The sequence below is a fragment of the Pseudomonas sp. ML2-2023-6 genome (assembly GCF_037055265.1).
Taxonomy (GTDB): Bacteria; Pseudomonadota; Gammaproteobacteria; order Pseudomonadales; family Pseudomonadaceae; genus Aquipseudomonas; species Aquipseudomonas kulmbachensis.
The window spans coordinates 737,576-764,559 of record NZ_CP146347.1 but is presented as its reverse complement, the minus strand read 5'-3'; the positions used below and the strand labels follow the sequence as shown (position 1 = coordinate 764,559).

Below are 26,984 nucleotides of genomic sequence, written 5' to 3'. Positions count from 1 at the left end.
TGTGTGTCAGAGGGTACTGAACAGCGGGAATGTCCCCAGCAGCAACGCCGCAACCATGATGCACATGCACACCAGAATTGCCCATTTCAGGGTGAAGCGCTGGTGATCACCAAACTCGATGCCAGCCAGAGCCACCAGCAAGTAGGTCGATGGCACCAACGGGCTGAGCAAATGCACAGGCTGGCCAACAATCGAGGCGCGGGCCATTTCGGCCGCGGTGATGCCGTAATGGCTGGCGGCTTCTGCCAACACAGGCAGTACACCGTAGTAGAACGCATCGTTGGACATGAAGAAGGTGAACGGCATGCTCACCAGCGCGGTGATTACCGCCAGGTAAGGCCCGAGCGCAGGCGGGATCACGGCCAGCAGGCTTTTGGACATGGCGTCGACCATGCCGGTGCCCGACAGGATGCCAGTAAAGATACCTGCCGCAAAAATCAGCCCGACTACCGCCAATACGCTACCCGCATGTGCCGCGACGCGGTCTTTTTGCTGTTGCAGGCAAGGGTAGTTGACGATCATCGCGATGCTGAACGCGACCATAAACAGCACGGGCAGAGGCAGCAAACCGGCGATCAGGGCGACCATCAGCGCCAGGGTTAACGCGCCGTTGAACCAGATCAATTTTGGCCGACGGGCATCCGGGTATTGCGAGACGCTGATTTCGCTGTGGTCGATTTCATCACCATCGCCGTGCAGGTGCAGCTCACCCAGACGCGCACGCTCACGCTTGCCGTAGAACCAGGCGATAGCCAGGATCGCCACGCAGCCAGCGAGCATTGCCGGGATCATTGGCACAAAGATGTCCGAAGGGTCGACATGCAGCGCACTGGCCGCCCGCGCGGTCGGGCCGCCCCAGGGCGTCATGTTCATCACGCCACCCGCCAGAATGATCAGGCCAGCCATGATCCGCGGGCTCATGCCGATACGGCTGTAGAGCGGCAGCATAGCTGCCACGCAAATCATGTAAGTGGTCGCGCCGTCGCCATCCAGAGAGACCACCAGCGCCAGCACCGCAGTACCCACCGAGATCTTCAGCGGGTCGCCTTTGACCAACTTGAGGATCTTGCGCACCGCCGGGTCAAACAGGCCCGAATCGATCATCAGAGCAAAGTAGAGAATGGCAAACATCAGCATCACCCCGGTCGGGGCAAGCTTGGTGATGCCTTCAAGCATCATCGGCCCGATTTTCGGCGCAAAACCACCGAACACGGCAAACAGGATGGGTACCAGAATCAGGGCTATCAGGGCGGAAAGGCGCTTGGTCATGATCAGGTACATAAATGTAATGACCATGGCAAAGCCAAGGAAGGTCAGCATGAAAGTCACCCTTATTGTTGTAGTAGGGCTCTGACTGCGTGTTATGCGCATGCCAGGCCAACCGGTCTGTTGCCGGTGATGACCTGATGCTAGAGGGGGAAGCTTTCAACCAGCTTTCGCCGGTAAAAATTCTTACAGGAGGGTTTGTAGCCGCTGAGGAGAGCAGCGCGGCTGCGCCGCCGATCGCAGCCTTCGTTCCTCGTCAGCGGCTACAGGTCATACGGTCTTTAATCCAGCTTAAGAACCTTGGCCAATACGATTTTCGGGCCTTTCATCTTTTTGATGATAATGCGCAAACCTTCGACTTCCAGTTGCTCTTCTTCGGCGGGTACCCGCTTGAGGGTGTCGTAGATCAGGCCTGCGACGGTTTCGGCCTCTACGTGGTCCAGATCCACACCCAGCAGGCGCTCGATCTTGAACAGCGGTGTGTCACCGCGTACCAGCAGTTTGCCGGGCTGATAAGACAGGATGCCGCGCTCGGCCTTGCGGTGTTCGTCCTGGATATCGCCAACCAGTACTTCCAGCACGTCTTCCATAGTCAGGTAGCCCACGACCTTGCCGTCAGCTTCTTCGACCAGGGCAAAGTGCGCGCCGCCCTTGCGGAACTGCTCAAGCAATTGCGACAGCGGCATATGCCGCGATACGCGTTCCAGCGGCCGGGTCAGCTCTTCAAGGTTGAACGTCTCTGGCAAGTGATCAAGGTCAGCCAGCTCAAGCAGCAGGTCCTTGATGTGCAGCAGGCCGACGAAAGTATTGGTATCGGCGTCGTACACCGGGTAACGGCTGAACTTGTGGCGACGGAACAGCGCCAGGATTTCCTTGAGCGGTGCCTTGGAATCCAGAGTCACCAGGTCTTCGCGGGAGTTGGCCCAGTCGACCACTTCCAGCTCGCCCATTTCGACCGCCGAAGCCAACACGCGCATGCCCTGGTCGCTCGGGTCCTGACCACGGCTCGAGTGCAGGATCAGTTTGAGTTCTTCGCGGCTGTAGGCGTGATCGTGGTGAGCGCCAGGCTCACCTTGACCGGCAATCCGCAAAATCGCGTTGGCGCTGGCGTTGAGCAGGTAAATAGCCGGGTACATGGCCCAGTAGAACAGGTACAGCGGCACGGCGGTCCACAGCGACAGGGTCTCTGGCTTGCGGATGGCCCACGACTTGGGAGCCAGCTCGCCAACCACGATGTGCAGGTACGAAATAATAAAGAAAGCGGCAAAGAACGATACGCCCTTGATTACTTCAGGCGACTCGACACCGATTGCACCCAGCAGCGGTTCCAGGATGTGAGCGAACGCCGGTTCACCGACCCAGCCCAGGCCCAGCGATGCCAGGGTAATACCCAGTTGGCAAGCCGAGAGGTAAGCGTCGAGCTGATTGTGCACGGTGCGCAGGATCTGCCCGCGCCAGCCGTTGACGTCGGCGATGGCCTCGACCCGGGTGGAGCGCAGTTTGACCATGGCGAATTCGGCCGCAACGAAAAAACCGTTGAGCAAAACCAGGATCAGAGCAAAAAGAATCATGCCGAAGTCGGCGAAGAGTGTCGCGAGGGTCAAGCCAGGGGAAGGGTCCATGATGGAGTTTTACGGGTTCCGTCGTTACAAATAGGGAGGTAAGGCCAAGCAATGTAACGGCTGATGTGGCCCTTGCCTAGTGGGAAAAGGCCACAGGGCCTAGTCAACCTGCGTCTGCAGTCGTGGTTTGGCCACCTGAACCGGGGCGAAATGGCAGGTAAACGTACTGCCATGACCCAACACGCTGCTGATCTCCAGGCGTGCGCGATGGCGTAACAGCACATGTTTGACAATGGCCAACCCCAACCCGGTGCCGCCCGTGCTGGCGTTGCGGCTGGAGTCGACGCGGTAGAAGCGTTCAGTGAGGCGCGGCAAGTGTTTTTTGTCGATGCCCACACCCGAATCCTGCACGCTCAGGTGCGCACCCGTGCTGTCTGCCCACCAGCGAATGCGCACACTGCCGCCATCCGGGGTGTATTTGACTGCATTAAAAACCAGGTTGGAAAATGCGCTACGCAACTCGGCTTCACTGCCTTTGAGCGCGCAATCGGCCTCGACGTCGAGGGTAATGGTCTGATTGCGTTGCCCGGATAAGGCCTGGGCATCGCTTTTGATCGAGCGCAGTAACGTGTCGATGGCCACCGGCTGGTTATCAGACGGGTAGTCCGTGGCTTCGAGCTTGGCCAGCAGCAGCAAATCGTTGAGCAAGGTCTGCATGCGTTCACCCTGTTGCTGCATTTGCGACAGCGGGCGCTTCCAACGCGGGTTCACGTCATCGACGTTATCGAGCAGGGTTTCCAGATAGCCGCAGATCACCGTCAATGGCGTGCGCAGCTCGTGGGATACGTTGGCGATAAAGTCTTTACGCATCTGCTCCAGCTGATGAATCCGCGTCACGTCGCGCACCAGCATCAGGTGTTCGTTGTTACCGTAGCGAGTGATATAGAGCTGGATGCGCAGGTGATCATTGACCGGCGAAGGGATATCCAGCGGCTCGCTGTAGTTGTCCTGCTCGAAGTATTCCTTGAAGCGCGGGTGGCGCACCAGATTGGTCACTGGCTGACCGCTGTCCTGAGGCGTCTTCAGGCCCAGCAATGTCTCTGCAGCGCGGTTCCACCATTCCAGGTTGCCGTCGCTATCGAGCATGATGACCGCGTCCTGCAGGGCTGCCGTAGACTCCTGCACCCGATCGATTACCGCTTGCAGGCGCCCGCGTACCCGCTGATCGCGGCGTTGCAGGTGGTAGATGCTGTCAAACACCTCGCCCCACAGGCCATAGCCATCGGGCGGTGCTTCGTCGGGTTTGTGCTGGCGCAGCCACTCGTGCAAACGCAGCAACTGCTTGAGGGTCCAGCCCAGATAGAACGCCAGGCCTATGGCCAGGCTCCAGCCGTAATAGCCACTGAGCAACCCGACCACCAGGCAGGCGGCGACCAGAAGCAACAAATGACGAATCAGAGTGCCATGCCAGTTTTGATTCACGTCGCGCGGGTCCTTGCTTGCCGTTGGATCAGATAAAGCCGGTATCAGGCCTTGGTCGAAAACCGGTAACCGGTGCCACGCACGGTTTGTACCAGATTTTCGTATGCCTCACCGAGCGCTTTGCGCAGGCGGCGGATGTGCACGTCCACGGTGCGCTCTTCCACGTACACGTTGCCGCCCCAGACCTGGTCGAGCAATTGGCCACGCGTGTAGGCACGCTCCTGGTGGGTCATGAAGAATTGCAGCAGGCGGTATTCAGTAGGGCCCATTTCGGCCGGGGTGCCGTCGATGGTCACACGGTGACTGATCGGATCGAGCAGCAAGCCGCCGATCTCGATAGGGGATTCCGCATCGGCCGGGCCTGCGCGGCGTAGTACGGCCTTGAGGCGGGCTACCAGTTCACGTGGGGAAAACGGCTTGGTGATGTAGTCATCAGCGCCGACTTCCAGGCCCTGAATCTTGTTGTCCTCTTCACCTTTGGCCGTCAGCATGATGATCGGAATATCACTGGTCAGCTCTTCGCGCTTGAGGCGTCGGGCCAACTCGATGCCGGACGTGCCGCCGGGCAGCATCCAGTCGAGCAGAATCAGGTCCGGTTTACGGTCCACTATAATGGCGTGAGCGTCCTGAGCATTATCGGCTTCCAGGCAGTCGTAGCCCGCCATTTCCAAGGCCACGGCGATCATCTCACGAATCGGCGCCTCGTCATCAACGATCAAAATGCTCCTGCCAACCATGCCGTAACCCTCGTGTCATTTAACTGTCTTGTGGCGCATTAGATAACGGAATTATTGCAGTCGTGTGACAGCTTTGGGTATCGGACGCGTTCTGTAGGTTAGTGAACTACGCTTTGAGTTCAAATCGTACAACCACATAAAGGACGATTCCGATGACCTCTAGTTCGCTTTCCCTAAAGACATTGCTGCTAGCCGCAGCATTCACCTTGCCAGGGCTGGCGTTTGCAGCTGATCCGGCGATGACCAAAGATGGCATGCTCGTCGACCACAAAGGCATGACGCTCTACACCTTCGCCAAGGATGCGGGTGGCAAATCCATGTGCAACGACAAGTGCGCTACCAACTGGCCGCCGCTGATGGTCGAAGGTAATCATAACGACATGGGCAAGTGGACCATGGTCAAGCGTGATGACGGCACCATGCAGTGGGCCTACGACGGCAAGCCGCTGTACACCTTTGTCATGGACAAGGCTGCTGGCGACATGACCGGCGACGGTAAAATGGACGGCGCCTGGAAAGTCGCCAAGCCTTAGATGATTGTGTAGCCGCTGCCGCAGGCTGCGATAAGGACCGCAGGCCCTTCTGATGGACTGCTGAGCACTCCATCGTAGCCTGCGGCAGCGGCTACAAAAAATTGCCGTGTTTCCTGACCCCATAAAAAAACCTCGCCGACCTTTCACAGGAGGCGAGGTTTTTTATCACGCGAGACTTAAACCGCGTTTGTCGACTGCGGCCGACGCACGTCAGGCTGTTTCCAGGACTCGGCCATCGACTCGTCGATAGCTTGCTGAATGGCCTTTTTGCGGTGTTCCTCAGCGCGGCGGCTGAAGAACCACACCATAAAGGTCACCAGCGACACCGCCAGCAGAATCAGGCTGGCCACGGCGTTGATCTCGGGTTTAACCCCCAGACGCACCGCCGAGAACACTTCCATCGGCAGGGTCGTAGACCCCGGACCGGACACGAAGCTGGCCAATACCAGGTCGTCCAGCGACAGGGCAAAGGACATCATGGCTCCCGCCGCCAATGAAGGCGCGATCATTGGGATGGTGATCAGAAAGAACACTTTCCACGGTTTGGCACCCAGGTCCATGGCTGCTTCTTCGATCGACAGGTCCAGCTCACGCAGACGCGACGACACCACCACGGCCACATAGGCCGAGCAGAACGTGGTGTGGGCGATCCAGATGGTGACGATACCGCGTTCTTGCGGCCAGCCAATCATCTGCGCCATGGCCACGAACAGCAGCAACAGCGACAGACCGGTGATCACTTCCGGCATTACCAACGGCGCCGTCACCAGGCCGCCAAACAGCGTGCGGCCCTTGAAGTGGCTGATACGGGTCAGTACAAACGCCGCCAAGGTACCCAGCGCCACCGCTGCAACCGCCGTGTACAAGGCGATTTCCAGCGAACGCATGACCGAGCCCATCAGCTGGGTGTTGTCCAGCAGGCCCACGTACCACTTCAGCGACCAACCGCCCCATACCGTCACCAGCTTGGAGGCGTTGAACGAGTAGATCACCAGGATCAGCATCGGCAGGTAGATGAACAACAGCCCCGCGACCAACATAAAGCTAGAAAAACGGAAGCGATTCATATCTTGCCCTCCAGCTCTTTAGCCTGGCTGCGGTTGAACAGAATGATGGGCACGATCAGGATCGCCAGCATGACCACGGCAAGCGCGGAGGCTACCGGCCAGTCACGGTTGTTGAAGAATTCTTGCCACAACACTTTACCGATCATCAGGGTTTCCGGCCCGCCCAGCAGTTCCGGGATCACGAACTCGCCTACCACCGGGATAAACACCAGCATGCAGCCGGCGATAATGCCGTTTTTGGACAGCGGAACGGTGATTTTCCAGAAGCTGTTGAAAGTGCTCGAACCCAGGTCGGACGCAGCTTCCAGCAAGCTGTTGTCATGTTTTACGAGGTTGGCGTACAGCGGCAGGATCATAAACGGCAAGTACGAATACACGATGCCGATATACACCGCGATATTGGTGTTGAGGATCTGCAGCGGTTCGTTGATCCAGCCCATCGACATCAGGAAGCCATTGAGAAGGCCGTTGTTGCTGAGGATACCCATCCAGGCATACACACGAATCAGGATCGCGGTCCAGGTCGGCATCATGATCAGCAGCACCAGTACGGTCTGCATCTCTTTGCGCGCATTGGCGATGGCGTAGGCCATCGGATAACCGATCAGCAGGCACAACGCCGTGCTGAAAAAGGCCATCTTCAACGAGCCCAGGTAGGCGGCGATGTACAGCTCGTCGTCGCCCAGCATGGCGTAGTTGCCCAGGTTCAGCAGCAGTTGGACCTTCTGGTCGACGTAGCTGTAGATCTCGGTGTACGGCGGAATGGCGACGTCAGCTTCGGCAAAACTGATCTTCAGTACGATAAAGAACGGCAGCATGAAGAACAAAAACAGCCACAGGAATGGAATCCCGATGACCATATGGCGGCCACCGGGGGTTATTCGTTGCAGTCGGCGTTTGAGTTTTCGCATGTTCATGAGCGCAGTACCACGCCGCTGTCGTCTTCCCACCAGACGTAGACTTCGTCGTCCCAGGTCGGGCGGGCGCCACGGCGTTCGGCGTTGGCTACAAACGACTGGACGATCTTGCCGCTCGGCAGCTCGACGTAGAACACCGAGTGCCCGCCAAGGTAGGCGATGTCATGCACCTTGCCACGCGACCAGTTGTATTCGCATGCCGGTTTCTCGGTGGTGACGAGCATTTTTTCCGGGCGAATGGCGTAGGTGGTGTGTTTGTCTTCCACCGAGGTACTGACACCGTGACCGACGTAAATGTCGTTCTCCAGCTCCGAGCACTTGATGCGCGCATAGCCTTCAGCGTCGTCGACCACTTCACCGTCGAACAGGTTGACGTTGCCGATGAACTCGCAGACCAGGCGGCTGACCGGGGTCTCGTAAATATCGATCGGGCTGCCGATCTGGGCGATCCAGCCCTGGTGCATGATGGCAATGCGCTGGGCCATGGTCATGGCCTCTTCCTGGTCGTGGGTCACCATGACGCAGGTCACGCCGACGCGCTCGATGATCTCTACCAGCTCGAGCTGCATCTGCGAACGCAGTTTTTTGTCCAGTGCGCCCATCGGCTCGTCGAGCAGCAGCAGTTTCGGACGCTTGGCCAACGAACGGGCCAAGGCCACACGTTGACGCTGACCGCCAGACAACTGATGCGGTTTGCGCTTGGCGTACTGGTTCATGTGTACCAGCTTGAGCATTTCGCCGACGCGGGCATCGATCTCGGCGTTGGACATTTTGTCCTGCTTGAGGCCGAAGGCGATGTTTTGCGCCACGGTCATATGCGGGAACAATGCATAGGACTGGAACATCATGTTGATCGGGCGCTCATAGGGCGGCATATCAGTGATGTCGACACCGTCGAGGAAAATACGACCCTCTGTTGGGCGCTCGAAGCCTGCCAGCATGCGCAGCAAGGTAGATTTGCCCGATCCCGATCCGCCGAGCATGGCGAAAATTTCGCCCTTGTTGATTTCCAGGGACACGTCGTCCACGGCAATCGTCTCGTCGAATTTTTTCGTGACCCGGTCGATTTTGACCAGCACCTGCTTAGGTGTCTGGTCGCCCTCGAGGGCTTTCTTATAGGCGCCGGAGGCAACAGCCATTACGAAACTCCCAACAAATTTAGCAGCCCGACCTAGATGGTCGAGCCTTGGATAGGTGGTCTTGCGAGATTACTTGCCCGTCTTGACCTTGGTCCACGTACGCGTCATCAGACGCTGTACTTTCGGCGGTAACTCGGTTGAAACGTACGTTTTGTCCAGCACCGCCTGGGTTGGGTAAACCGCTTCGTCGGTACGAATGGACTCATCCATCACCTTGTCAGCCGCAGGATTGGGGTTGGCATAACCAACATAGTCGCTGACTTGAGCGATCACTTCAGGCTTGAGCAGGTAATTGATGAACGCGTGAGCCTCCTTGACGTTGCTGGAATCCTTGGGGATGGCCAGCATGTCAAACCACAGCGCGCCGCCTTCCTTGGGCACGATATACGCGATATTCACGCCTTTCTTGGCATCTGCGGCCCGAGCCTTGGCCTGGAATACATCACCGGAGAAGCCAATCGCCACACAGATGTTGCCGTTGGCCAGGTCGGAAATGTATTTGGAAGAGTGGAAGTAGGTGACGTATGGACGCACCGACATCAGTGTTGCTTCTGCTTTTTTGTAGTCCTTGGGGTTGGTGCTGTTGGCATCCAGGCCCAGGTAGTTGAGTACGGTAGGCAGCATTTCATCAGCCGAATCCAGGAAGGCTACGCCGCACTTGGTCAGCTTCTTCATGTTCTCGGGTTTGAACACCACATCCCAGGAGTCAATGCTGTCGACCCCCAGTACTTCTTTGACTTTATCGACGTTGTAACCAATCCCGTTGGTGCCCCACAGGTACGGCACGGCATATTGGTTACCCGGGTCGTTGGCCTGAAGGCGCTTGAGCAGGGCCGGGTCGAGGTTGGAATAGTTCGGCAACTGCGACATGTCGAGCTTCTGGAACGCGCCCGCCTTGATCTGCTTGCCCAGGAAATGGTTAGACGGAACGACCACGTCATAACCGGTACGCCCGGCCAGCAATTTGCCTTCAAGGGTTTCGTTGGAGTCGAATACGTCATACACCGGTTTGATACCGGTAGCGGCTTCGAAATCACTCAGCGTGTTCGGTGCGATGTAGTCCGACCAGTTATAAATGTGCACTGTAGGTGCCGCTTGTACGCTGACGGCAAGCGTCAAACCGGCTCCGACCAGCAAGGTCTTGCGAAACAAAGATATAGACACGTGATGGTCCTCAATATAGTTGGGCCTGAGTTGCCCGCGTCACACGGCAGCCGAGCCGCCAAAGACAAAACCGGCGCGCAACTTACCCTCGATAAACCGACACAGCAAAGTTTTCCGCTATTTATTAAGCACTTACCTGATTTTTTAGCCGCTGCCGAAGGCTGCGATAAGGCCAGAAGGGCCTTCAAGTGACCGAAAACAGCGTGAGCCCTTCGGGCTCAATCGCAGCCTGCGGCAGCGGCTACAGGTAGTTACTTGCCTGACTTGATTTTGGTCCAGCTGCGCGTCAACAAACGCAAGGTTGTTGGCGGCAAATCGCTGATTGCGTACAGCTTGGCCTTCACGTCATCGGACGGGTAAATGCTCGGGTCGCCAGAGATGTCTTTATTCACTAGCGGCGTTGCAGCCTTGTTACCGTTCGGGAAACGCACGCTATTAGTGATCTCGGCCATGATCTCAGGCTGCATCAGGAAGTTCATCCAGGCATAAGCGGCGTCAACGTTCTCGGCATCCTTGGGAATGGCGACCATGTCGTAGAAGCTGCCAGCACCTTCTTTAGGGATCACATACTTGAGCTTGACCTTGTCACCAGCTTCTTTGGCGCGGGAAATGGACTGTTCAAGGTCACCCGAGTAACCCACGGCTACGCAGATGTTGCCGTTGGCAAGGTCGGAGATGTACTTGGACGAGTGGAAGTAGCCAACCGAAGGACGAATTTTCAGGAACAACGCTTCGGCTTCAGCCAGTTGTTTCTTGTCTTGAGAATCGGTCGGGTAGCCCAGGTAATGCAGGGCGGCCGGGAGCATTTCGGTCGGCGAGTCGAGGAAGCTTATGCCGCAGCTTTTGAGCTTGGCAGCGTTCTCCGGCTTGAACAGCACGTCCCAGGAATCGATGGTGTCGACACCTAGAGCGGCCTTGACCTTCTCAGGGTTGTACCCAATACCGATGGTGCCCCACATGTACGGGAACGCATGTTTGTTGTCTTTGTCGCTGGCATCGCCAACGGCCTTGAGCAACGCAGGATCGAGGTTTTTCCAGTTAGGCAGCTTGGAGCGGTCCAGTTCCTGGTAAACCCCGGCCTTGATCTGCTTGGCCAGGAAATTGTTGGATGGCACGACAATGTCGTAGCCGGACTTGCCCGCCAGCAGCTTGGCCTCAAGGGTCTCGTTGCTGTCGAACACGTCGTAGACCACCTTGATACCGGTCTGGTCTTCGAATTTTTTAACGGTGTCGGGTGCGATGTAATCGGACCAATTGTAGATGTGCAGTACTTTGTCTGCCGCTTGCGCTGCCCCGGCCATCACACCCATCAAGGAGAGGGCGAGAAGTGTCTTGCCAACTTTTTTCAAACCTGATGCCTTCATCTGTAATGCTCCAATTGTTCTTTTAAACCACCGATTCAGCGACCTGATCTCAAGGTGACTAAAGCCGGCGGCAAGTCTGGCAAGATCTGGGGCAGGCTTTCAAGGGAAAGCCTTGATTCTTAAGGCCCAGAGCGCAATTACCTGCTTTAGGATCGCAGTTGTCTTGCGCCCGAAGCCTAGCAGTTAACCTTGCAGTGCTTCCAAGGTCAGATCCAGGCACTTGCGCGCCTTTGTCACCAGCTCGTCGATCTCGTCTTTACTGATCACCAGCGGCGGCGAAATAATCATGGTGTCGCCTACGGCGCGCATGATCAGACCGTTAGCGAAACAGAACTGTCGGCAGATCATGCCAGCACCACGGCCTTCGTAACGTTTGCGCGTGGCTTTGTCCTGCACCAATTCAATGGCACCCAGCATGCCAACACCGCGCACTTCGCCCACCAGCGGATGATCGTTCAGTTCACGTAAACGCTTTTGCAAATACGGTGCCGTTTCGGCGTGAACCGTCTCGATAATTTTTTCTTCGCGCAGGATGCGGATGTTTTCCAGTGCCACTGCTGCCGCTACCGGGTGACCCGAGTAGGTGAAACCGTGGTTGAAATCGCCACCTTCGTTCAGTACCGCAACCACTTCATCGCGCACGATCAGGCCACCCATCGGGATATAACCCGAGGTCAGGCCCTTGGCGATGGTCATCATGTCCGGTTTGAGGTCGTAGAAATCGCTACCGAACCACTCACCGGTACGACCAAAGCCACAAATCACTTCATCTGCAACGAACAGGATGTCGTACTTGGCCAGGATTTCCTTGATGCGCGGCCAGTAGGTGGCAGGAGGAACGATCACGCCGCCTGCGCCCTGGATCGGCTCGGCAATAAAGGCCCCGACATTGTCGACGCCCAGTTCGAGGATTTTTTCTTCCAGCTGATTGGCGGCCCAGATGCCGAACTCTTCCGGGGACATGTCGCCACCCTCGCCGAACCAGTACGGCTGCGGGATGTGGGTGATGCCAGGGATCGGCAAGTCGCCCTGTTCGTGCATGTAGGTCATGCCGCCCAGGCTCGCGCCCGCCACGGTGGAGCCGTGGTAGCCGTTTTTGCGGCTGATGATGGTTTTCTTGTTGGGCTGGCCCTTGATCGCCCAGTAATGGCGAACCATGCGCAACATGGTGTCGTTGCCTTCAGAGCCTGAGCCGGTGAAGAACACGTGGTTCATGCCTTCAGGCGCGATCTCGGCGATGGCTTTGGACAGTTCAAGTACCGGCGGGTGCGCGGTCATGAAAAACAGGTTGTAGTACGGCAGTTCGCGCATTTGCTTGCTGGCGGCATCGGCCAGTTCGTCACGGCCATAGCCGATGGCAACACACCACAGGCCGGCCATGCCGTCGAGAATCTTGTGGCCTTCGCTGTCCCACAGGTACACGCCTTTGGCATGAGTGATGATGCGTGGGCCGACTTCTTTCAACTGTTTGAAGTCGCTGAACGGGGCCAGATGGTGGTCGTTACTCAGTTGTTGCCATTGGAGGGTTTGCGGGTTTTTGTTAGTCATACAGCTCTCCTTTAGTCAGTAGAGGAGGGACCGCGCCTCCCAGGCGCGCCCCTCCAGCGTGTCAGACGGCGAACAGCAGGAATTCCCGCTCCCACGAACTGATGACGCGCTTGAAGTTTTCATGTTCGGCACGTTTGACTGCCACGTAACCGGTGATGAACTTGGTGCCCAGGTACTTCTCGACAGTCTTGCTGCCTTCCATGCGTGCCAGTGCCTCTTCAAGGGTCAACGGCAGGCGCAAGTTGCGACGTTCATAACCACGACCGACCACAGGCGCGCTCGGGTTGATGCCTTCGACCATGCCGATATAACCGCACAGCAAGCTGGCAGCAATCGCCAGATACGGGTTGGCATCGGCGCCCGGCAAGCGGTTTTCGACACGGCGGTTTTGCGGGCCGGCATCCGGCACGCGCAGGCCCACGGTGCGGTTCTCTTCGCCCCACTCCACGTTTACTGGTGCCGAGGTATCAGGCAAGAAACGGCGGAACGAGTTCACGTTCGGGGCAAACAGCGGCAGCAGCTCTGGAATGAACTTTTGCAGCCCACCGATATGGTTGAGGAACAGTTGGCTCATGGTCCCGTCTTCATTGGAGAAGACGTTTTTGCCGGTGTTGATATCAATGATGCTCTGGTGCAGGTGCATGGCGCTGCCAGGCTCACCGGTCATCGGTTTGGCCATGAAGGTCGCGGCCACGTTGTGCTTGAGCGCAGCCTCGCGCATGGTGCGCTTGAACACCAGAATCTGGTCGGCCAGCGACAGTGCGTCGCCGTGACGGAAGTTGATCTCCATCTGCGCCGTGCCGTCTTCGTGGATCAGCGTGTCCAGGTCCAGCTCTTGCAGTTCGCACCAGTCATAAACGTCTTCGAACAGCGGATCGAATTCGTTGGCCGCTTCAATAGAGAAGGACTGACGACCGGTTTCCGGGCGACCGGAGCGACCCACCGGAGGCTGCAACGGGTAGTCCGGGTCGTCGCTGCGCTTGGTCAGGTAGAACTCCATTTCTGGCGCCACGATCGGCTGCCAGCCGTGATCGGCGTAGAGTTTGAGAACCTTTTTAAGCACGTTGCGCGGCGACAACTCAATCGGGTTGCCCTGCTTGTCGTAGGTGTCGTGAATCACCTGAGCGGTTGGCTCGATAGCCCACGGCACCACAAATACTGCGTTCTGGTCGGGACGGCAGATCATGTCGATATCGGCCGGGTCCAGAAGCTCGTAATAGATGTCGTCTTCGACATAGTCGCCCGTAACGGTTTGCAGCAATACGCTCTCGGGCAGGCGCATGCCTTTTTCGGCAATGAACTTGTTGGTCGGCGAAATCTTCCCGCGAGTAATCCCGGTGAGGTCGGCGATCATGCATTCGACTTCTGTGATCTTGTGGTCTTTCAACCAATCGGTGAGCTGGTCGAGGTTGTTACTCATAAATGCCTCTGGGCTGAGTGTCCTGACTTGAATAAGTCAGGCGTTTACTGACGCATCCGCGTCGCGTTGTGTAGCGCGCCTTCTACAGGCATTTCCAAACGCCTGAAAGATGGCGAGATAAATCGGGTTAGAGCTTACCTGCCATTCGGGGTGCCACTGAACCGCCAAAGCAAAAGCCTTGCCGTCTTTTACCGAAACGGCTTCGACCAGGCCGTCCGGCGCCAGGGCTTCAACCCGTAGGCCTGGCGCTACGCGCTCAATACCCTGGGTATGAATCGAGTTGACCTCGAACTCAGCCGGCAATCCTAGACCAGCCAGGATGCCGCCCGGCTGAACGTGCATGGCGTGGCTCGCAGCGTATTGCACTTCAACAGGGGCGCTGGGGTCTTCGCGGTGCTCGATAAAGCCTTCGACTTCGTGCAATTTCTGGTGAAGTGAGCCACCCAGAGCTACATTTAATTCCTGAAAGCCGCGACAAATCCCGAGCACCGGAATGCCAGCTGCAATAGCAGCACGAATCAAGGGAAGGGTAGTGCAATCACGGTCAGGATCATGCAGCGTGCCAGGCGCGCTGGCAGGGCCGTGATACAAATGGGGTTCTATATTGGAAGGAGACCCGGTAAAGAGCAGGCCGTCCAGACCGTCAAGAATATCGGTCGGATCAATCAATTCCGCCAGTGACGGTATGATCAGAGGCAAGCCTTTGGCAGCCACTGCAACTGCTCGCACGTACTTATCGCCAGTGATGTGATAAGGATGCAAACCGATCTGCTTGGTGCAGGCGGTGACGCCGATTAACGGCAGGCGTGACATGTAACACCCCGGTATTATTGCTGTTATGGGTTTGAATCGAGCTTAGCCTTGTTCATTTTTTTACACAACACCCCCGTAAAAAATACAACACGGCCCGCTCAAGCCTGCGGGCGCCAAGCGTTCAAAAAGGTCAAAGACGCCCCAAAAAGCGTCAAAAATGGCCTTTAGGCGCTTTTTAAGGGCATAAAACAGGCAGCTTGACTTCGGTATGCCGTTCGGGTTGACTGAAACCCGTAGCGCTCAATGATTGATATTTTTAACAACAAAGGTGTTGCATCATGTCGGTACCCCCGCGTGCCGTTCAGCTTAACGAAGCGAACGCGTTCCTTAAGGATCATCCTGAGGTTCTGTACGTAGACCTTCTAATTGCGGATATGAATGGTGTGGTGCGCGGCAAGCGCATCGAACGCACCAGCCTCCACAAGGTTTACGAGAAAGGCATCAACCTGCCTGCCTCTCTGTTTGCACTTGATATCAATGGCTCAACGGTGGAAAGCACCGGCCTGGGTCTGGATATCGGTGACGCAGACAGAATCTGTTATCCCATCCCGGACACCCTGTGCAATGAACCTTGGCAAAAGCGCCCAACCGCGCAACTGCTGATGACCATGCACGAACTAGAAGGTGAACCTTTCTTCGCCGACCCTCGCGAAGTGCTGCGTCAAGTTGTTACCAAATTTGACGAGATGGGCCTGACCATCTGCGCCGCTTTCGAGCTGGAGTTCTACCTGATTGACCAGGAGAACGTTAACGGTCGCCCGCAACCTCCACGCTCGCCGATCTCCGGCAAACGTCCACATTCGACTCAGGTTTACCTGATCGACGACCTCGATGAATACGTCGACTGCCTCCAGGACATTCTGGAAGGTGCCAAAGAACAAGGCATCCCGGCTGACGCCATCGTTAAAGAAAGTGCCCCGGCGCAGTTCGAAGTGAACCTGCACCACGTTGCCGACCCGATCAAGGCCTGCGACTACGCGGTACTGCTCAAGCGACTGATCAAAAACATCGCCTATGACCATGAGATGGACACCACGTTCATGGCCAAGCCTTACCCGGGCCAGGCGGGCAACGGACTACACGTTCATATTTCGATTCTGGACAAAGAAGGCAAAAATATTTTTGCCAGCGAGGATCCCGAGCAGAACGCCGCATTGCGTCACGCGATCGGCGGTGTGCTCGAGACCCTACCGGCGCAGATGGCGTTCCTTTGCCCTAACGTCAACTCGTACCGTCGTTTCGGCGCACAGTTCTACGTGCCGAACTCGCCGTGCTGGGGCCTGGACAACCGTACCGTGGCGATTCGCGTACCTACCGGGTCGTCCGACTCGGTACGTATCGAACACCGGGTTGCCGGTGCCGATGCCAACCCATACCTGTTGATGGCCTCGGTACTGGCCGGTATTCACCACGGTCTGACCAACAAGATCGAACCGGGTGCGCCAGTCGAAGGCAACAGCTACGAGCAGAACGAGCAAAGCCTGCCAAACAACCTGCGTGATGCATTGCGCGAGTTGGATGACAGCGAAGTAATGGCCAAATATATCGACCCGAAATACATCGATATCTTTGTCGCCTGTAAAGAGAGCGAGCTGGAAGAGTTTGAACACTCCATCTCCGACCTCGAATACAACTGGTATCTGCATACCGTGTAAGCGTTTGCAGTCCACAAGGAACGCCGCAGGCCTCACGGCCTGCGGCGTTTTTTTATGGGCCCAAGGCTCGTACAATGCGCACTGCCCCGCAGGAGACACCCATGACGCGCCTTGCCACACCTCGAAAGTCACGCGCTCGCAGCCAGGTCCGGATCGATTCGATACTCAATGCTGCCCGCACACTGCTGGCAGAAGAAGGGGTGTCCAGCCTGTCGATTTACAGCGTGGCCGAACGCGCTGAAATCCCGCCGTCGTCGGTCTATCACTTTTTCGCCGGTGTGCCCGCGCTCCTCGAAGCCTTGACCGCAGATGTGCATGCAGCGTTCCGCGCCTGCCTGCAAGAGCCGATTGAGCATGAAGCGTTGAGGGACTGGCGAGACCTGTCGCGCCTCGTTGAGCTGCGCATGCTGACGATTTACAGCGAAGATGCCGCTGCCCGGCAACTGATCCTGGCCCAGCATGGTCTCACCGAAGTAACCCAGGCAGACCGTCAGCACGACCTGGAGCTGGGCCAGTTGATGCATGGTTTATTTATGCGCCATTTTGAGTTGCCGGCACTGCCACAGGACGTGGACGTATTTGCCTTGGCGATGGAGCTGGGCGACCGCGTATATGCGCGCTCCATCCAACTGCACGACAGCATCACCCCGCGCATGGCCGAAGAAGGCATACGTGTAGTGGATGCTTACCTGGGGTTGTACTTGCCGCCGTTTTTGCCCAAGCGTGAAAGCTGCAGCCGCTAGACGTTGCGTAGCAGATGACGAGGATCCCTGATCTACACCTCATGCGGTGTTCATCAGAACGGCGCATCACCCAAAATCGTCGCGCGGTGCATCACGCGGCGGTTCGGGCGGTAATCGTCCACGGCGTAATGCTGGGTAGAACGGTTGTCCCAAAACGCCACGTCATTTTCCTCCCAGCGCCAGCGAATGGTGTACTCGGGGCGCGTCGCATGGGCAAACAACAACTTGAGGATCGCTTCGCTTTCAGCTTCTGAAAGCTCATTGATTTTGGTGGTAAAGCCTTCATTGACGAACAACGATTTGCGACCGCTCACCGGGTGGGTGCGAACCACCGGGTGCGACAACGGCGGGTTGTTTTTGCGGGTCTGCTCCCAGCGCGCAAGGTCTTCAGGGGTCGAACCGAAACGCTCCAGCGGGAACGACTTGGTGAAGTCGTGGGTTGCAGTCAGCCCTTCCAGCAAAACTTGCAGTGGCCTGGACAACCCTTCAAAAGCGGCGATCCCGCCCGCCCACAAGGTGTCGCCACCAAAAGCCGGCAACTGCTTGGCACTCAGCACCGCCCCCATCGCGGGCGTCGGCAAAAAGGTCACGTCGGTATGCCACACCGCGTTGTCGCGCACGTCGGTCACGGCCGTATCCAGCACCAGCACTTCTGGCTGCTCCGGTACGTTGGGATAAATTGGATGAATATGCAGATCACCGAAGTTGGCAGCAAAACGTGCCTGCTGCTGCGGCGTGATCGACTGATGCTTGAAGAACACCACATGATGCGCCAGCAACGCCTGCTCGATGGCATCACGGTGTTCCGGACTCAGGGGTTGAGTCAGGTCGACGCCAGCAATCTGGGCGCCAAGGGCAGAGCTAATCGGGGTAATGGTCAGGCTCATGATCTATCTCTTTAGCAGCGCGCCAATTAATCAGCGTCGAGTTCTGTTTAGTGAGCCTGGCCGTGCCACGGCACCAGCTTGCGTTGCAGGGCGCGCAGGCCCATTTCCATGGCAAAGGCGATGATGGCGATCACCAGAATTCCCAGCACCACCACATCGGTGACTAGAAATTGCGCGGCAGACTGCACCATAAACCCCAAACCGCTGGTGGCGGCGATCAGCTCGGCGGCCACCAGGGTCGACCAGCCCACCCCCAGACCAATGCGTACACCGGTCAAAATATCCGGCAAGGCACTGGGCAAAATCACATGACGAATCAACTGCCAGCGCGTAGCGCCCAACGACTGCGCGGCACGCACCTTGGCCGGGTCAACGGTACGCACACCAGTGGCGGTAGCAATCGCAATCGGGGCAAAAATCGCCAGGTAAATCAGCAATACTTTCGACAACTCGCCAATGCCGCACCAGATCACAATCAGCGGCAAATAAGCCAATGGCGGAATCGGGCGATAGAACTCGATCAGCGGGTCGAAAATGCCCCGCGCAATACGGTTATGGCCAATGGCGATTCCCACCGGCACCGCGGTCAGAATCGCAAAACCCAGGCCCAGGCCGATACGGCTCAAGCTCGCGCCCAAGTGCTGCCACAACGTGGAATCCATGTAGCCTTTGGTCGCCAGCAACCAGCCTTTTTCCAGTACGGCAGACGGCGGTGGCAAAAACAGCGGTTCGATCAAGCCCGCGGCCGTCACTGCCCACCACAGGGCAATCAAGGTCAGCAGGGTCAGAACGCTGATCCAGCGCGTGCTCAGGCTGCGCTTGACCGGGCGCGGCGCGTGCGGCGCAGCAACCGGGGCGGCTGCGATTGCTTCATAACTGCTCATGCGCGCTCCTGCCGCTGGGCGGCACCGCGTTGTGAAAACACGCGCTCAAGCACGTGTTCACGGGTTTCGATAAAACGAGGATCAGACTTGATCGAGCGGGCGGACTCGCCAGCGTTATAGCGCTGGCCAAAATCCAGCGTCAGCCGCTCAACAATGCGCCCCGGGTTGGGTGCCAGCAAAATCAGATCCGTGGCCAGAAACACCGCTTCTTCGATGTCGTGGGTGATCAGAAATACCGGCTTGTCGGTGCGACGGCACACCTGCAGCAGCAGTTCTTGCATCTGCTCGCGGGTGAAGGCATCGAGTGCGCCGAAGGGTTCATCCATCAGCAGGATCCGAGGGTCGGCAGCCAGGGCGCGGGCCAGGCCGACGCGCTGTTTCTGCCCGCCCGAAAGCTCCCATACCCGGCGTTTTTCAAACCCCGCCAAATCCACCAGGGCCAGCATTTCACGGGCGCGAGCTTCGCGTTTATCCCGCGGCACACCGGCCAGCTCAAGGCCAAAGGCCACGTTCGCCAGCACGTCTTGCCACGGCAGTAACACATCGTCCTGAAACACCACACCGCGCTCGGCGCTGGGGCCGTGTACCGGCACTCCGTCGAGGGTGATACGACCACCGCTGGGTTCGACAAAGCCTGCGATCAGATTCAGCAGCGAGGTTTTACCGCTACCCGACGGGCCGAGTGCGACCAACAGTTGTTGAGGACCGAGGCTGACGGAAATATCCGACAGCACCGGCTCAGCAGCGCCCGGGTACTGTGCGCTGATGCGCTCCAGTGATAACAAGGCCATGACGGTCGACTCCTGCGCGGCGCGAATTATTGAGTGATAAAAGTGGCGTTGACCGAAGGGGCATAGTCGGCAAGTACTGCATCGACCTTGCCCTGTTCTTTCAGGAATGCTGCCGTGTCAGTCAGAGCCTTGGTGGTCGGTGCGCCGAGCAAAACCACTTGGTCGCTGGCCAGCGGGTACACGTTGCCTTGCAGCAGTACCGGAATGTCAGAAGGCTTGGCGCCCGAGAGTTTCACAACCTTATCGACATTGCTCTGATTGGCCAGCCAAGCCTTGGGGTCCTTGCGATAGTCGGCGTAAGCATCCAGCGTGACTTTGGCAAACTCCTTGACGATTTCCGGGTGCTTGGCGGCGAAGTCCTTACGCACGATCCAGGCATCAAAGGTTGGAGCACCAACCTTTGCCAATTCGCCCGAGGTGATCAGCACTTTGCCATTCTCTTTGGCCGCACCCAGTGCTGGGTCCCATACGTAAGTGGCGTCAATATCGCCACGCTTCCAGGCAGCCACAATGGCCGGTGGCGCGAGGTTGAGGATCTGTACTTTCGAAGGGTCAATATTCCAGTGCTTCAACGCTGCCAGCAGGCTGTAGTGGCCGGTGGATACAAATGGAACGGCAACTTTTTTGCCAATCAGGTCCTGCGGGCCGTTGATGCCGGAGCCGTTGCGAGCCACCAGTGCTTCAGCGCCGCCGATCTGGGTGGCTATCAAGAAGGTTTCAACCGGCACCTTGCGAGTGATCGCAGCCGTCAGCGGGCTGGAACCGAGGTAACCGATTTGCACATCGCCCGAGGCGATGGCGGCAATGATGTCGGAGCCGTTATCAAATTTGCGCCAGTTGATCTTGGCGCCCGTGGCTTTTTCATAAGCACCGTCGGCCTGGGCGACTTTCGCCGGGTCCACGGTGGTCTGGTAAGCCACGGTCACATCCGCAGTGGCGGCCTGCGCGAAGAAGCTGGCACCCGCCAGGGACAAAGCAGCCAAAAGGCGTAAGGGAGAGTGCAGTTTCATCAGGAAGAGCTCCTCGGCAGACGGCCGGATATCGGCAGAATGTGAGGTTAAATGATCTAAGAATCAGTAAATAAATAACTTTTAAGCATTAGCTTATGTAGTTCAGCAACATCCAGAAATGCACTAAGGCCGCAGCGGATATGGCCTTTTGCCCAACAGGTGATCGGGGCGAACGTTTAAGAACCAAACGCTATTAAAAAATTCATGAAAATATGTTTATAAATTAGACAAAAGACCGATAGCATTCCTTCGCATGCGCGTAGGAAAAACCCTGCTATATAGCCATATGATCTGAAAAGATCAGAAACAATTCTTTTTAGGTTTATCAAATAGCCATTACTCTGCGCACAAACGGCAAATGACTAGACAAAGGTCGTAGACATGCTTGGTTACGATTGACTTGCCAGTCACCGTCTGGCGCTAATCGCGCATCTGTAGCACCCAAACATCAGATTCGGGGCTAAAGAACTACAAAAATTAGAGACGCAAAGGAGCAACACAATGAACAAGTCCACCTTGGCCATCGCTGTGGCCGTAGGGTTGTTGGCACAACAAGCAAGCGCTGCTGGCTTCATCGAAGACAGCAAGGCCACGCTGAAACTGCGTAACTTCTACATCAACAACGATAACCGTGATTCGGGTGCGCCGAAAAACTCCAACTACACCGCCGAATGGGGCCAAGGCTTCCAGGTGGACTTTGCCTCGGGTTTCACCCAGGGCACAGTCGGTTTTGGTCTGGACGCCATTGGCCTGCTGGGCGTCAAGCTTGATTCCAGCACTGCCAAACACGGCAACCCTACCGGCGCAAACTATGGCGGCTCGGTATTCCCAAGCGACGGCAACCACGCTGTAGACGATTTCTCCAGCCTGGGCCTGACCGCCAAAGCCAAGATTTCCCAGACCGAACTGCGCATCGGTACCCTGCAGCCAAAACTGCCGGTTATCGTAAGCAACGACGGTCGTATGCTGCCGCAGACCTTCCAGGGTGGCCAGATCACCTCCAGCGAGTTCAAGGACCTGACCTTCACCGGCGGTCAGATCGAACACGCCAAGGGTCGTAACTCCAGCAACAACGAAGGCCTGTCGATTGGCGGTGCTAACAACTCCATAACAGGCGAGTTTGTTAACAAGTTCTACTACGGCGGCGTGGACTACAAGCTCAACAAAGACCTGTTGCTGCAGTACTACTACGGCAACCTGGAAGATTTCTACAAGCAACACTTCCTGGGCCTGGTTCACAACTGGTCCATCGGTCCTGGCGTGTTGAAATCTGACCTGCGTTACTTCAACAGCACCGACGATGGCAAGAACGGCCACGATTCTGCGTATTACACCACCGGTGATTACGCCAACAGCTCAGCGGGTAGCGGCAAAGGCAAAGTCGACAACAACCTGATCAGCGGCCTGTTCCTGTACACCGTTGAAGGTCATACCTTTGGTGGCGGCTATCAGGTCAGCAACGGCAGCAGCGACTTCCCGTTCCTGAACCAGGGCGACGGCGCATCGGCTTACATCCCTACCGACATGCAGATCTCGAAGTTCGCCCGTGCTGGCGAGCGTACCTGGCAGGCACGTTACTCGTATGACTTCGCCAAAGTGGGCGTACCTGGCCTGACGGCGGGCGCGGTTTACCTGCGTGGCGATAACATCGATACCTACAGCAACAAAAATGTACAAACCAGCAACGGCGCTTCCGAGTGGGAACGCGATATCACCGTGGCTTACGTTGTTCAGGAAGGCACGCTGAAAAACCTCGGCTTCATGTGGAAAAACGCCATGTGGCGCAACGATATTGCGAGCCAGCGCGATCAGGACGAAAACCGTCTGATCGTCAGCTACTCGATCCCGTTGCTATAAGCTTGGTGTAGTACAAAGGTAAGAAAAATCCTGCCCGGCGCAATGCCGGGCAGGGTGTTTACCGAAGACCTGAACGATCAATTCGCAACACATTAATAGTCGTAGCTCCCTGCCACTCCCCTTGCCTAAACCTGAATCCAGAGTGGCCCCAAGGCTTGTCTGCGTCCAATGAAACAGTTTTTAATATTCCTTTAAGCTCTAACCAAATCGATATTTATTCTTTTTAATTAAGTCGTGGCGCAGGCAGAGTAGCTCCCACACGCCCTGCCATTCCCTATAAAAAAGGAGCTGCACCATGAGCCTCAGACTCGGCGATATCGCCCCCGATTTCGAACAGGATTCCAGCGCTGGCAAGATCCACTTCCATGAGTGGCTGGGCGACAGCTGGGGAGTGCTGTTCTCGCACCCGGCGGACTTCACCCCGGTGTGCACCACCGAGCTGGGCTTTACCGCCAAGCTCAAGGACGAGTTCGCCAAGCGCGGCGTAAAAGCCATTGCACTGTCCGTTGACCCGGTGGACTCGCACCACAAGTGGATCGAGGACATCAACGAAACCCAGAACACGGTGGTCAACTTCCCGATCCTCGCTGATGCCGATCGCAAGGTGTCTGACCTCTACGACCTGATCCACCCCAATGCCAGCGACACCCTCACCGTGCGCTCGCTGTTCGTGATTGATCCGAACAAAAAAATCCGCCTGACCATCACCTACCCGGCCAGTACCGGGCGCAATTTCAACGAAATCCTGCGAGTGATCGACTCGCTGCAACTGACCGACAACTACAAAGTCGCCACCCCGGCCAACTGGCAGGACGGTGACGAAGTAGTGATCGTGCCATCGCTCAAGGATGAAGACGAAATCAACAAACGCTTCCCCAAAGGCTACCGTGCCGTGAAGCCCTACCTGCGCCTGACGCCACAGCCGAACAAATAGCGACTGATCCCCCTGTAGCAGCTGCCGAAGGAACGAGGCTGCGTTCGTGTGCGTAGCGCTCGTAAAACCTGAGCCTGCGGTTTAACTGAAAGACCGGGTTCTCAGGTTTTACGACGGCTACGCCGCCGGACGCAGCCTCGTTCCTTCGGCAGCTGCTACATGAGTTGCGTGTCTTCAACAGGGTTTCTGGCCATTTCGATGGCCTTTTTTTTGCCTTTTATTCAACAAAAATGCATATGCATTTTAAGAATAAACAAATGAATAAATATGATTTATAGATATATAAATCACCTGTTAAGGTCTATTCACTCAAGCGAAAACGCTGACAGCGAATTGCACATATTCATTCAAGGAAACGTCTAGATGCTGGTTGTGACACTCGGAGGAAGTCCAAGCCAACGTTCCCGCTCGGGAGTGTTGCTGGATCACGCCAAACGCTGGCTCAACCAGCAAGGCGTCGAAGTAGTGAGTTATCAGGTACGTGACTTTCCGGCCGAAGACTTGCTGCACGCACGTTTCGACAGTCCAAAAATTATCGACCTGCTGCAACAGATTGAAAACGCCGACGGCCTGGTGATCGCCACCCCGGTGTACAAGGCCTCGTTCAGCGGCGCACTGAAAACCGTGCTCGACTTGCTGCCCGAACGCGCCCTGAGCCACAAAGTGGTATTGCCCATCGCCACCGGTGGCAGCATCGCCCACATGCTGGCCGTGGACTACGCCCTCAAGCCGGTACTGTCGGCGCTCAAGGCCCAGGAAATGCTGCACGGCATTTTTGCCGAAGACAGCCAGATTGCTTACGGCGAAGGCAGCGCACAAGCGCAGCTGGTGCCGGTACTGGAACAGCGCATGAACGAGTCGCTTGAGCAGTTCTACAGCGCCCTGGCACGACGCCCCAAGCCACTGGACCCAAACATCCTCAACGAGCGCCTGGTCACGGCTCGTTGGAGTATCTGAAACAACATAATTTCCCTCCCACAGAAAAAAGCTCCACCACCTTACTGATCCGCTAACGGCTCGGCAGGTGCTACCCGAATCTCGAACAACAAAAGGAGAGCGCCATGCGCCCTGTCATTTTGCGTCGTGGTCTGGTCGCACTGTTTGCTGCGGCTGTGTCCTTTGGCGCGGTTACCCAAGCTCAAGCCGATGCCCTGCGCATCGGTTACCAGAAGTACGGCACGCTGATGCTGCTCAAGGCCAAAGGCACGCTGGAAAAGCGCCTGGCAGAGCAGGGCGTCGACGTGCAATGGACCGAATTCCCCGGCGGCCCGCAACTGCTTGAAGGCCTGAACGTGGGCTCTATCGACTTCGGCGTGACCGGCGAAACCCCGCCCGTCTTCGCCCAAGCTGCTGGCGCCGATCTGCTCTACGTCGCCTTCGAGCCACCAGCGCCTACCAGCGAAGCGATCCTGGTGCCCAAGGATTCACCGATCAAATCGGTGCAAGACCTCAAAGGCAAAAAAGTCGTCCTCAACAAAGGCTCCAACGTTCACTACCTGCTGGTGCGCGCCCTTGAAGACGCTGGCCTTAAATACACCGACATCCAGACTGTATTCCTGCCGCCTGCCGACGCCCGCGCCGCTTTCGAGCGCGGCAGTGTCGACGCTTGGGTGATCTGGGACCCGTACCAGGCCGCTGCCGAACAACAGCTGCAAGCGCGCACCCTACGTGACGCCACCGGTATCGCTGACAACCACCAGTTCTACCTGGCCACCAAGCCTTACGCCGAACAGCATCCCAAGGTGATCGAAACCCTGGTCGATGAAGTGCGCAATATTGGCGAATGGGCCAAAGCTCACCCTGAAGAGGTGACGCAACAAGTTGCACCGCTGCTGGGCCTGTCTCCTGAAATTACCTTTACAGCGGTCAAGCGCCAGGGCTACGGCGCGCAGTTCCTGACCCCGGAAGTGGTCAACGCACAGCAAAAAATCGCTGACACCTTCCACCAGCTCAAGTTGATCCCCAAGCCATTGGTGATCAAAGACGTGATCTGGACGCCACCGGCCGCTGTGGCCAAAGCCAACTAACGCTTGCTGCCCCCACATTTAGGAGACCACTCCATGAGCCTCAATATTTTCTGGTTCCTGCCTACCCACGGTGATGGCCATTACCTTGGCACCTCCGAAGGCGCCCGCGCTGTTGATTACGGCTACCTGCAACAAGTAGCACAAGCGGCTGACCGTCTGGGCTTTGGCGGGGTGCTGATCCCGACCGGACGTTCATGCGAAGACTCGTGGCTGGTGGCGGCAGCGTTGATCCCCGTGACCCAGCGTCTGAAATTTCTGGTGGCCCTGCGCCCAGGCATTGTTTCGCCAACTGTTGCGGCGCGTCAGGCCGCAACCCTGGACCGCCTGTCCGGTGGCCGCGCGCTGTTCAACCTGGTGACCGGTGGCGATCCGGAAGAGCTGGCCGGTGATGGCTTGTTCCTCAGTCACGAAGAGCGTTATGAAGCCTCGGTGGAATTCACCCGCATCTGGCGCCGGGTGCTCGAAGGCGAAACCGTGGACTACGACGGCAAGCACATCACCGTCAAAGGCGCAAAATTGCTCTACCCGCCGATCCAGCAACCGCGTCCGCCGCTGTACTTCGGCGGCTCCTCGGAAGCGGCGCAGGACCTGGCTGCCGAACAAGTTGAAATGGTGTTGACCTGGGGCGAGCCACCGGCCGCCGTTGCCGAAAAAATCGAACAGGTACGGGCCAAGGCCGCCAAGCTGGGCCGTACTGTGCGCTTCGGCATTCGCTTGCACGTGATCGTGCGTGAAACCAACGAAGAGGCATGGAAAGCCGCCGACAAACTGATCTCGCATCTGGACGAAGACACCATCGCCCGCGCTCAAGCCTCTCTGTCGCGCTTTGACTCGGTAGGCCAACAACGCATGGCCGCGCTGCACGGCGGTAGCCGCGACAACCTCGAAGTCAGCCCCAACCTCTGGGCGGGCGTGGGCCTGGTGCGCGGCGGCGCGGGTACAGCACTGGTCGGTGACGGCCCAACCGTGGCAGCACGGGTTCAGGAATACGCCGACCTGGGCATCGATACGTTTATTTTCTCGGGCTATCCGCACCTGGAAGAGTCGTACCGGGTGGCTGAGCTGCTGTTCCCGCATCTAGATATCGAGCGCCCGGAACTGCCAAAAGGGGCTGGATACGTGAGCCCGTTTGGCGAAATGGTCGCCAGTGACATTCTCCCTAAAGCTGCGTCGCAGAGCTGAGG

At 57.3% G+C, this 26,984-nt stretch carries 24 protein-coding genes; 8 read left to right on the top strand and 16 right to left on the bottom strand.

Annotation, left to right across the window (positions count from 1 at the left end):
• Positions 1–6: 6 nt before the first annotated feature.
• From V6L79_RS03405 to phoB, 4 genes are all read right to left on the bottom strand, one after another.
• Positions 7–1,320 (bottom strand): CitMHS family transporter, encoded by a 1,314-nt coding sequence (locus V6L79_RS03405; RefSeq protein WP_261740380.1) that lies wholly within the window; start codon positions 1,318–1,320, stop codon positions 7–9.
• Positions 1,321–1,547: 227 nt separating this feature from the next.
• Positions 1,548–2,888, bottom strand: coding sequence for a hemolysin family protein (locus tag V6L79_RS03400; RefSeq protein ID WP_261740379.1), 1,341 nt, complete (start codon positions 2,886–2,888; stop codon positions 1,548–1,550).
• A 99-nt stretch (positions 2,889–2,987) separates the two neighbouring features.
• Positions 2,988–4,310: a phosphate regulon sensor histidine kinase PhoR gene (gene phoR, locus V6L79_RS03395; RefSeq protein WP_261740378.1), complete on the bottom strand. Its 1,323-nt coding sequence runs from the start codon at positions 4,308–4,310 to the stop codon at positions 2,988–2,990.
• Positions 4,311–4,354: 44 nt separating this feature from the next.
• Complete coding sequence (gene phoB / locus V6L79_RS03390; RefSeq protein WP_016782809.1) at positions 4,355–5,047, bottom strand: phosphate regulon transcriptional regulator PhoB; 693 nt, start codon at positions 5,045–5,047, stop codon at positions 4,355–4,357.
• Positions 5,048–5,199: 152 nt separating this feature from the next.
• On the opposite strand from phoB, the gene V6L79_RS03385 reads away from it, so the two are divergent.
• Entirely contained in the window at positions 5,200–5,580 is a 381-nt protein-coding gene (locus V6L79_RS03385; protein WP_261740377.1) for a hypothetical protein, read from the top strand.
• 176 nt (positions 5,581–5,756) lie between these two features.
• On the opposite strand, the gene V6L79_RS03380 is transcribed toward V6L79_RS03385, so the two are convergent.
• The 8 genes from V6L79_RS03380 to V6L79_RS03345 form a co-directional block, all read right to left on the bottom strand.
• The gene (locus tag V6L79_RS03380) at positions 5,757–6,647 is read right to left on the bottom strand and encodes an ABC transporter permease subunit (protein WP_321838250.1); all 891 of its coding nucleotides are present in this window, start codon (positions 6,645–6,647) and stop codon (positions 5,757–5,759) included.
• Entirely contained in the window at positions 6,644–7,564 is a 921-nt protein-coding gene (locus V6L79_RS03375; RefSeq protein WP_338579819.1) for an ABC transporter permease subunit, read from the bottom strand. The genes V6L79_RS03380 and V6L79_RS03375 overlap by 4 nt, the downstream gene beginning before the upstream one ends.
• Positions 7,561–8,703, bottom strand: coding sequence for a polyamine ABC transporter ATP-binding protein (locus tag V6L79_RS03370; RefSeq protein ID WP_338579818.1), 1,143 nt, complete (start codon positions 8,701–8,703; stop codon positions 7,561–7,563). Before V6L79_RS03370 ends, V6L79_RS03375 begins: the two co-directional genes overlap by 4 nt.
• A gap of 69 nt (positions 8,704–8,772) precedes the next feature.
• Positions 8,773–9,867, bottom strand: a complete 1,095-nt coding sequence (locus V6L79_RS03365) for a polyamine ABC transporter substrate-binding protein (protein ID WP_261740376.1) — start codon at positions 9,865–9,867, stop codon at positions 8,773–8,775.
• Between the two features lie 251 nt (positions 9,868–10,118).
• The gene (locus tag V6L79_RS03360) at positions 10,119–11,216 is read right to left on the bottom strand and encodes a polyamine ABC transporter substrate-binding protein (protein WP_321836556.1); all 1,098 of its coding nucleotides are present in this window, start codon (positions 11,214–11,216) and stop codon (positions 10,119–10,121) included.
• Positions 11,217–11,414: 198 nt separating this feature from the next.
• Positions 11,415–12,779 (bottom strand): aspartate aminotransferase family protein, encoded by a 1,365-nt coding sequence (locus tag V6L79_RS03355; RefSeq protein ID WP_261740374.1) that lies wholly within the window; start codon positions 12,777–12,779, stop codon positions 11,415–11,417.
• Positions 12,780–12,840: 61 nt separating this feature from the next.
• The gene (locus tag V6L79_RS03350; RefSeq protein WP_261740373.1) at positions 12,841–14,199 is read right to left on the bottom strand and encodes a glutamine synthetase family protein; all 1,359 of its coding nucleotides are present in this window, start codon (positions 14,197–14,199) and stop codon (positions 12,841–12,843) included.
• 36 nt (positions 14,200–14,235) lie between these two features.
• Positions 14,236–15,012: a gamma-glutamyl-gamma-aminobutyrate hydrolase family protein gene (locus tag V6L79_RS03345; protein ID WP_338579817.1), complete on the bottom strand. Its 777-nt coding sequence runs from the start codon at positions 15,010–15,012 to the stop codon at positions 14,236–14,238.
• A gap of 278 nt (positions 15,013–15,290) precedes the next feature.
• On the opposite strand from V6L79_RS03345, the gene V6L79_RS03340 reads away from it, so the two are divergent.
• Positions 15,291–16,667: a glutamine synthetase family protein gene (locus V6L79_RS03340; protein ID WP_261740371.1), complete on the top strand. Its 1,377-nt coding sequence runs from the start codon at positions 15,291–15,293 to the stop codon at positions 16,665–16,667.
• Between the two features lie 101 nt (positions 16,668–16,768).
• Positions 16,769–17,410 (top strand): TetR/AcrR family transcriptional regulator, encoded by a 642-nt coding sequence (locus V6L79_RS03335; RefSeq protein ID WP_261740370.1) that lies wholly within the window; start codon positions 16,769–16,771, stop codon positions 17,408–17,410.
• A gap of 53 nt (positions 17,411–17,463) precedes the next feature.
• Here V6L79_RS03335 and tauD read toward each other — a convergent pair whose 3' ends face one another.
• Genes tauD through tauA form a run of 4 tightly spaced genes read right to left on the bottom strand, consistent with a single transcriptional unit; the run spans position 17,464 to position 20,982 of the window.
• Positions 17,464–18,297: a taurine dioxygenase gene (tauD, locus tag V6L79_RS03330; RefSeq protein WP_261740369.1), complete on the bottom strand. Its 834-nt coding sequence runs from the start codon at positions 18,295–18,297 to the stop codon at positions 17,464–17,466.
• A 47-nt stretch (positions 18,298–18,344) separates the two neighbouring features.
• The gene (gene tauC, locus V6L79_RS03325) at positions 18,345–19,181 is read right to left on the bottom strand and encodes a taurine ABC transporter permease TauC (protein WP_261740368.1); all 837 of its coding nucleotides are present in this window, start codon (positions 19,179–19,181) and stop codon (positions 18,345–18,347) included.
• Positions 19,178–19,972: a taurine ABC transporter ATP-binding subunit gene (gene tauB / locus V6L79_RS03320; RefSeq protein WP_261740367.1), complete on the bottom strand. Its 795-nt coding sequence runs from the start codon at positions 19,970–19,972 to the stop codon at positions 19,178–19,180. The genes tauC and tauB overlap by 4 nt, the downstream gene beginning before the upstream one ends.
• A 26-nt stretch (positions 19,973–19,998) precedes the next feature.
• Positions 19,999–20,982: a taurine ABC transporter substrate-binding protein gene (gene tauA, locus V6L79_RS03315; protein WP_261740366.1), complete on the bottom strand. Its 984-nt coding sequence runs from the start codon at positions 20,980–20,982 to the stop codon at positions 19,999–20,001.
• 501 nt (positions 20,983–21,483) lie between these two features.
• Here tauA and V6L79_RS03310 point away from each other — a divergent pair.
• The 5 genes from V6L79_RS03310 to ssuD all read left to right on the top strand — a co-directional run bounded on the left by V6L79_RS03310 (position 21,484) and on the right by ssuD (position 26,982).
• Positions 21,484–22,839 carry an OprD family porin gene (locus V6L79_RS03310; RefSeq protein ID WP_261740365.1) on the top strand — a complete coding sequence of 452 codons (1,356 nt, stop codon included), beginning with the start codon at positions 21,484–21,486 and terminating at the stop codon, positions 22,837–22,839.
• Positions 22,840–23,134: 295 nt separating this feature from the next.
• Complete coding sequence (locus V6L79_RS03305) at positions 23,135–23,773, top strand: peroxiredoxin (protein ID WP_261740364.1); 639 nt, start codon at positions 23,135–23,137, stop codon at positions 23,771–23,773.
• 363 nt (positions 23,774–24,136) lie between these two features.
• Positions 24,137–24,730, top strand: coding sequence for an NADPH-dependent FMN reductase (ssuE, locus tag V6L79_RS03300; RefSeq protein WP_261740363.1), 594 nt, complete (start codon positions 24,137–24,139; stop codon positions 24,728–24,730).
• A gap of 104 nt (positions 24,731–24,834) precedes the next feature.
• Positions 24,835–25,800: a sulfonate ABC transporter substrate-binding protein gene (locus V6L79_RS03295; RefSeq protein WP_261740362.1), complete on the top strand. Its 966-nt coding sequence runs from the start codon at positions 24,835–24,837 to the stop codon at positions 25,798–25,800.
• Between the two features lie 33 nt (positions 25,801–25,833).
• Entirely contained in the window at positions 25,834–26,982 is a 1,149-nt protein-coding gene (gene ssuD, locus V6L79_RS03290) for an FMNH2-dependent alkanesulfonate monooxygenase (protein WP_261740361.1), read from the top strand.
• Positions 26,983–26,984 lie beyond the last annotated feature (2 nt).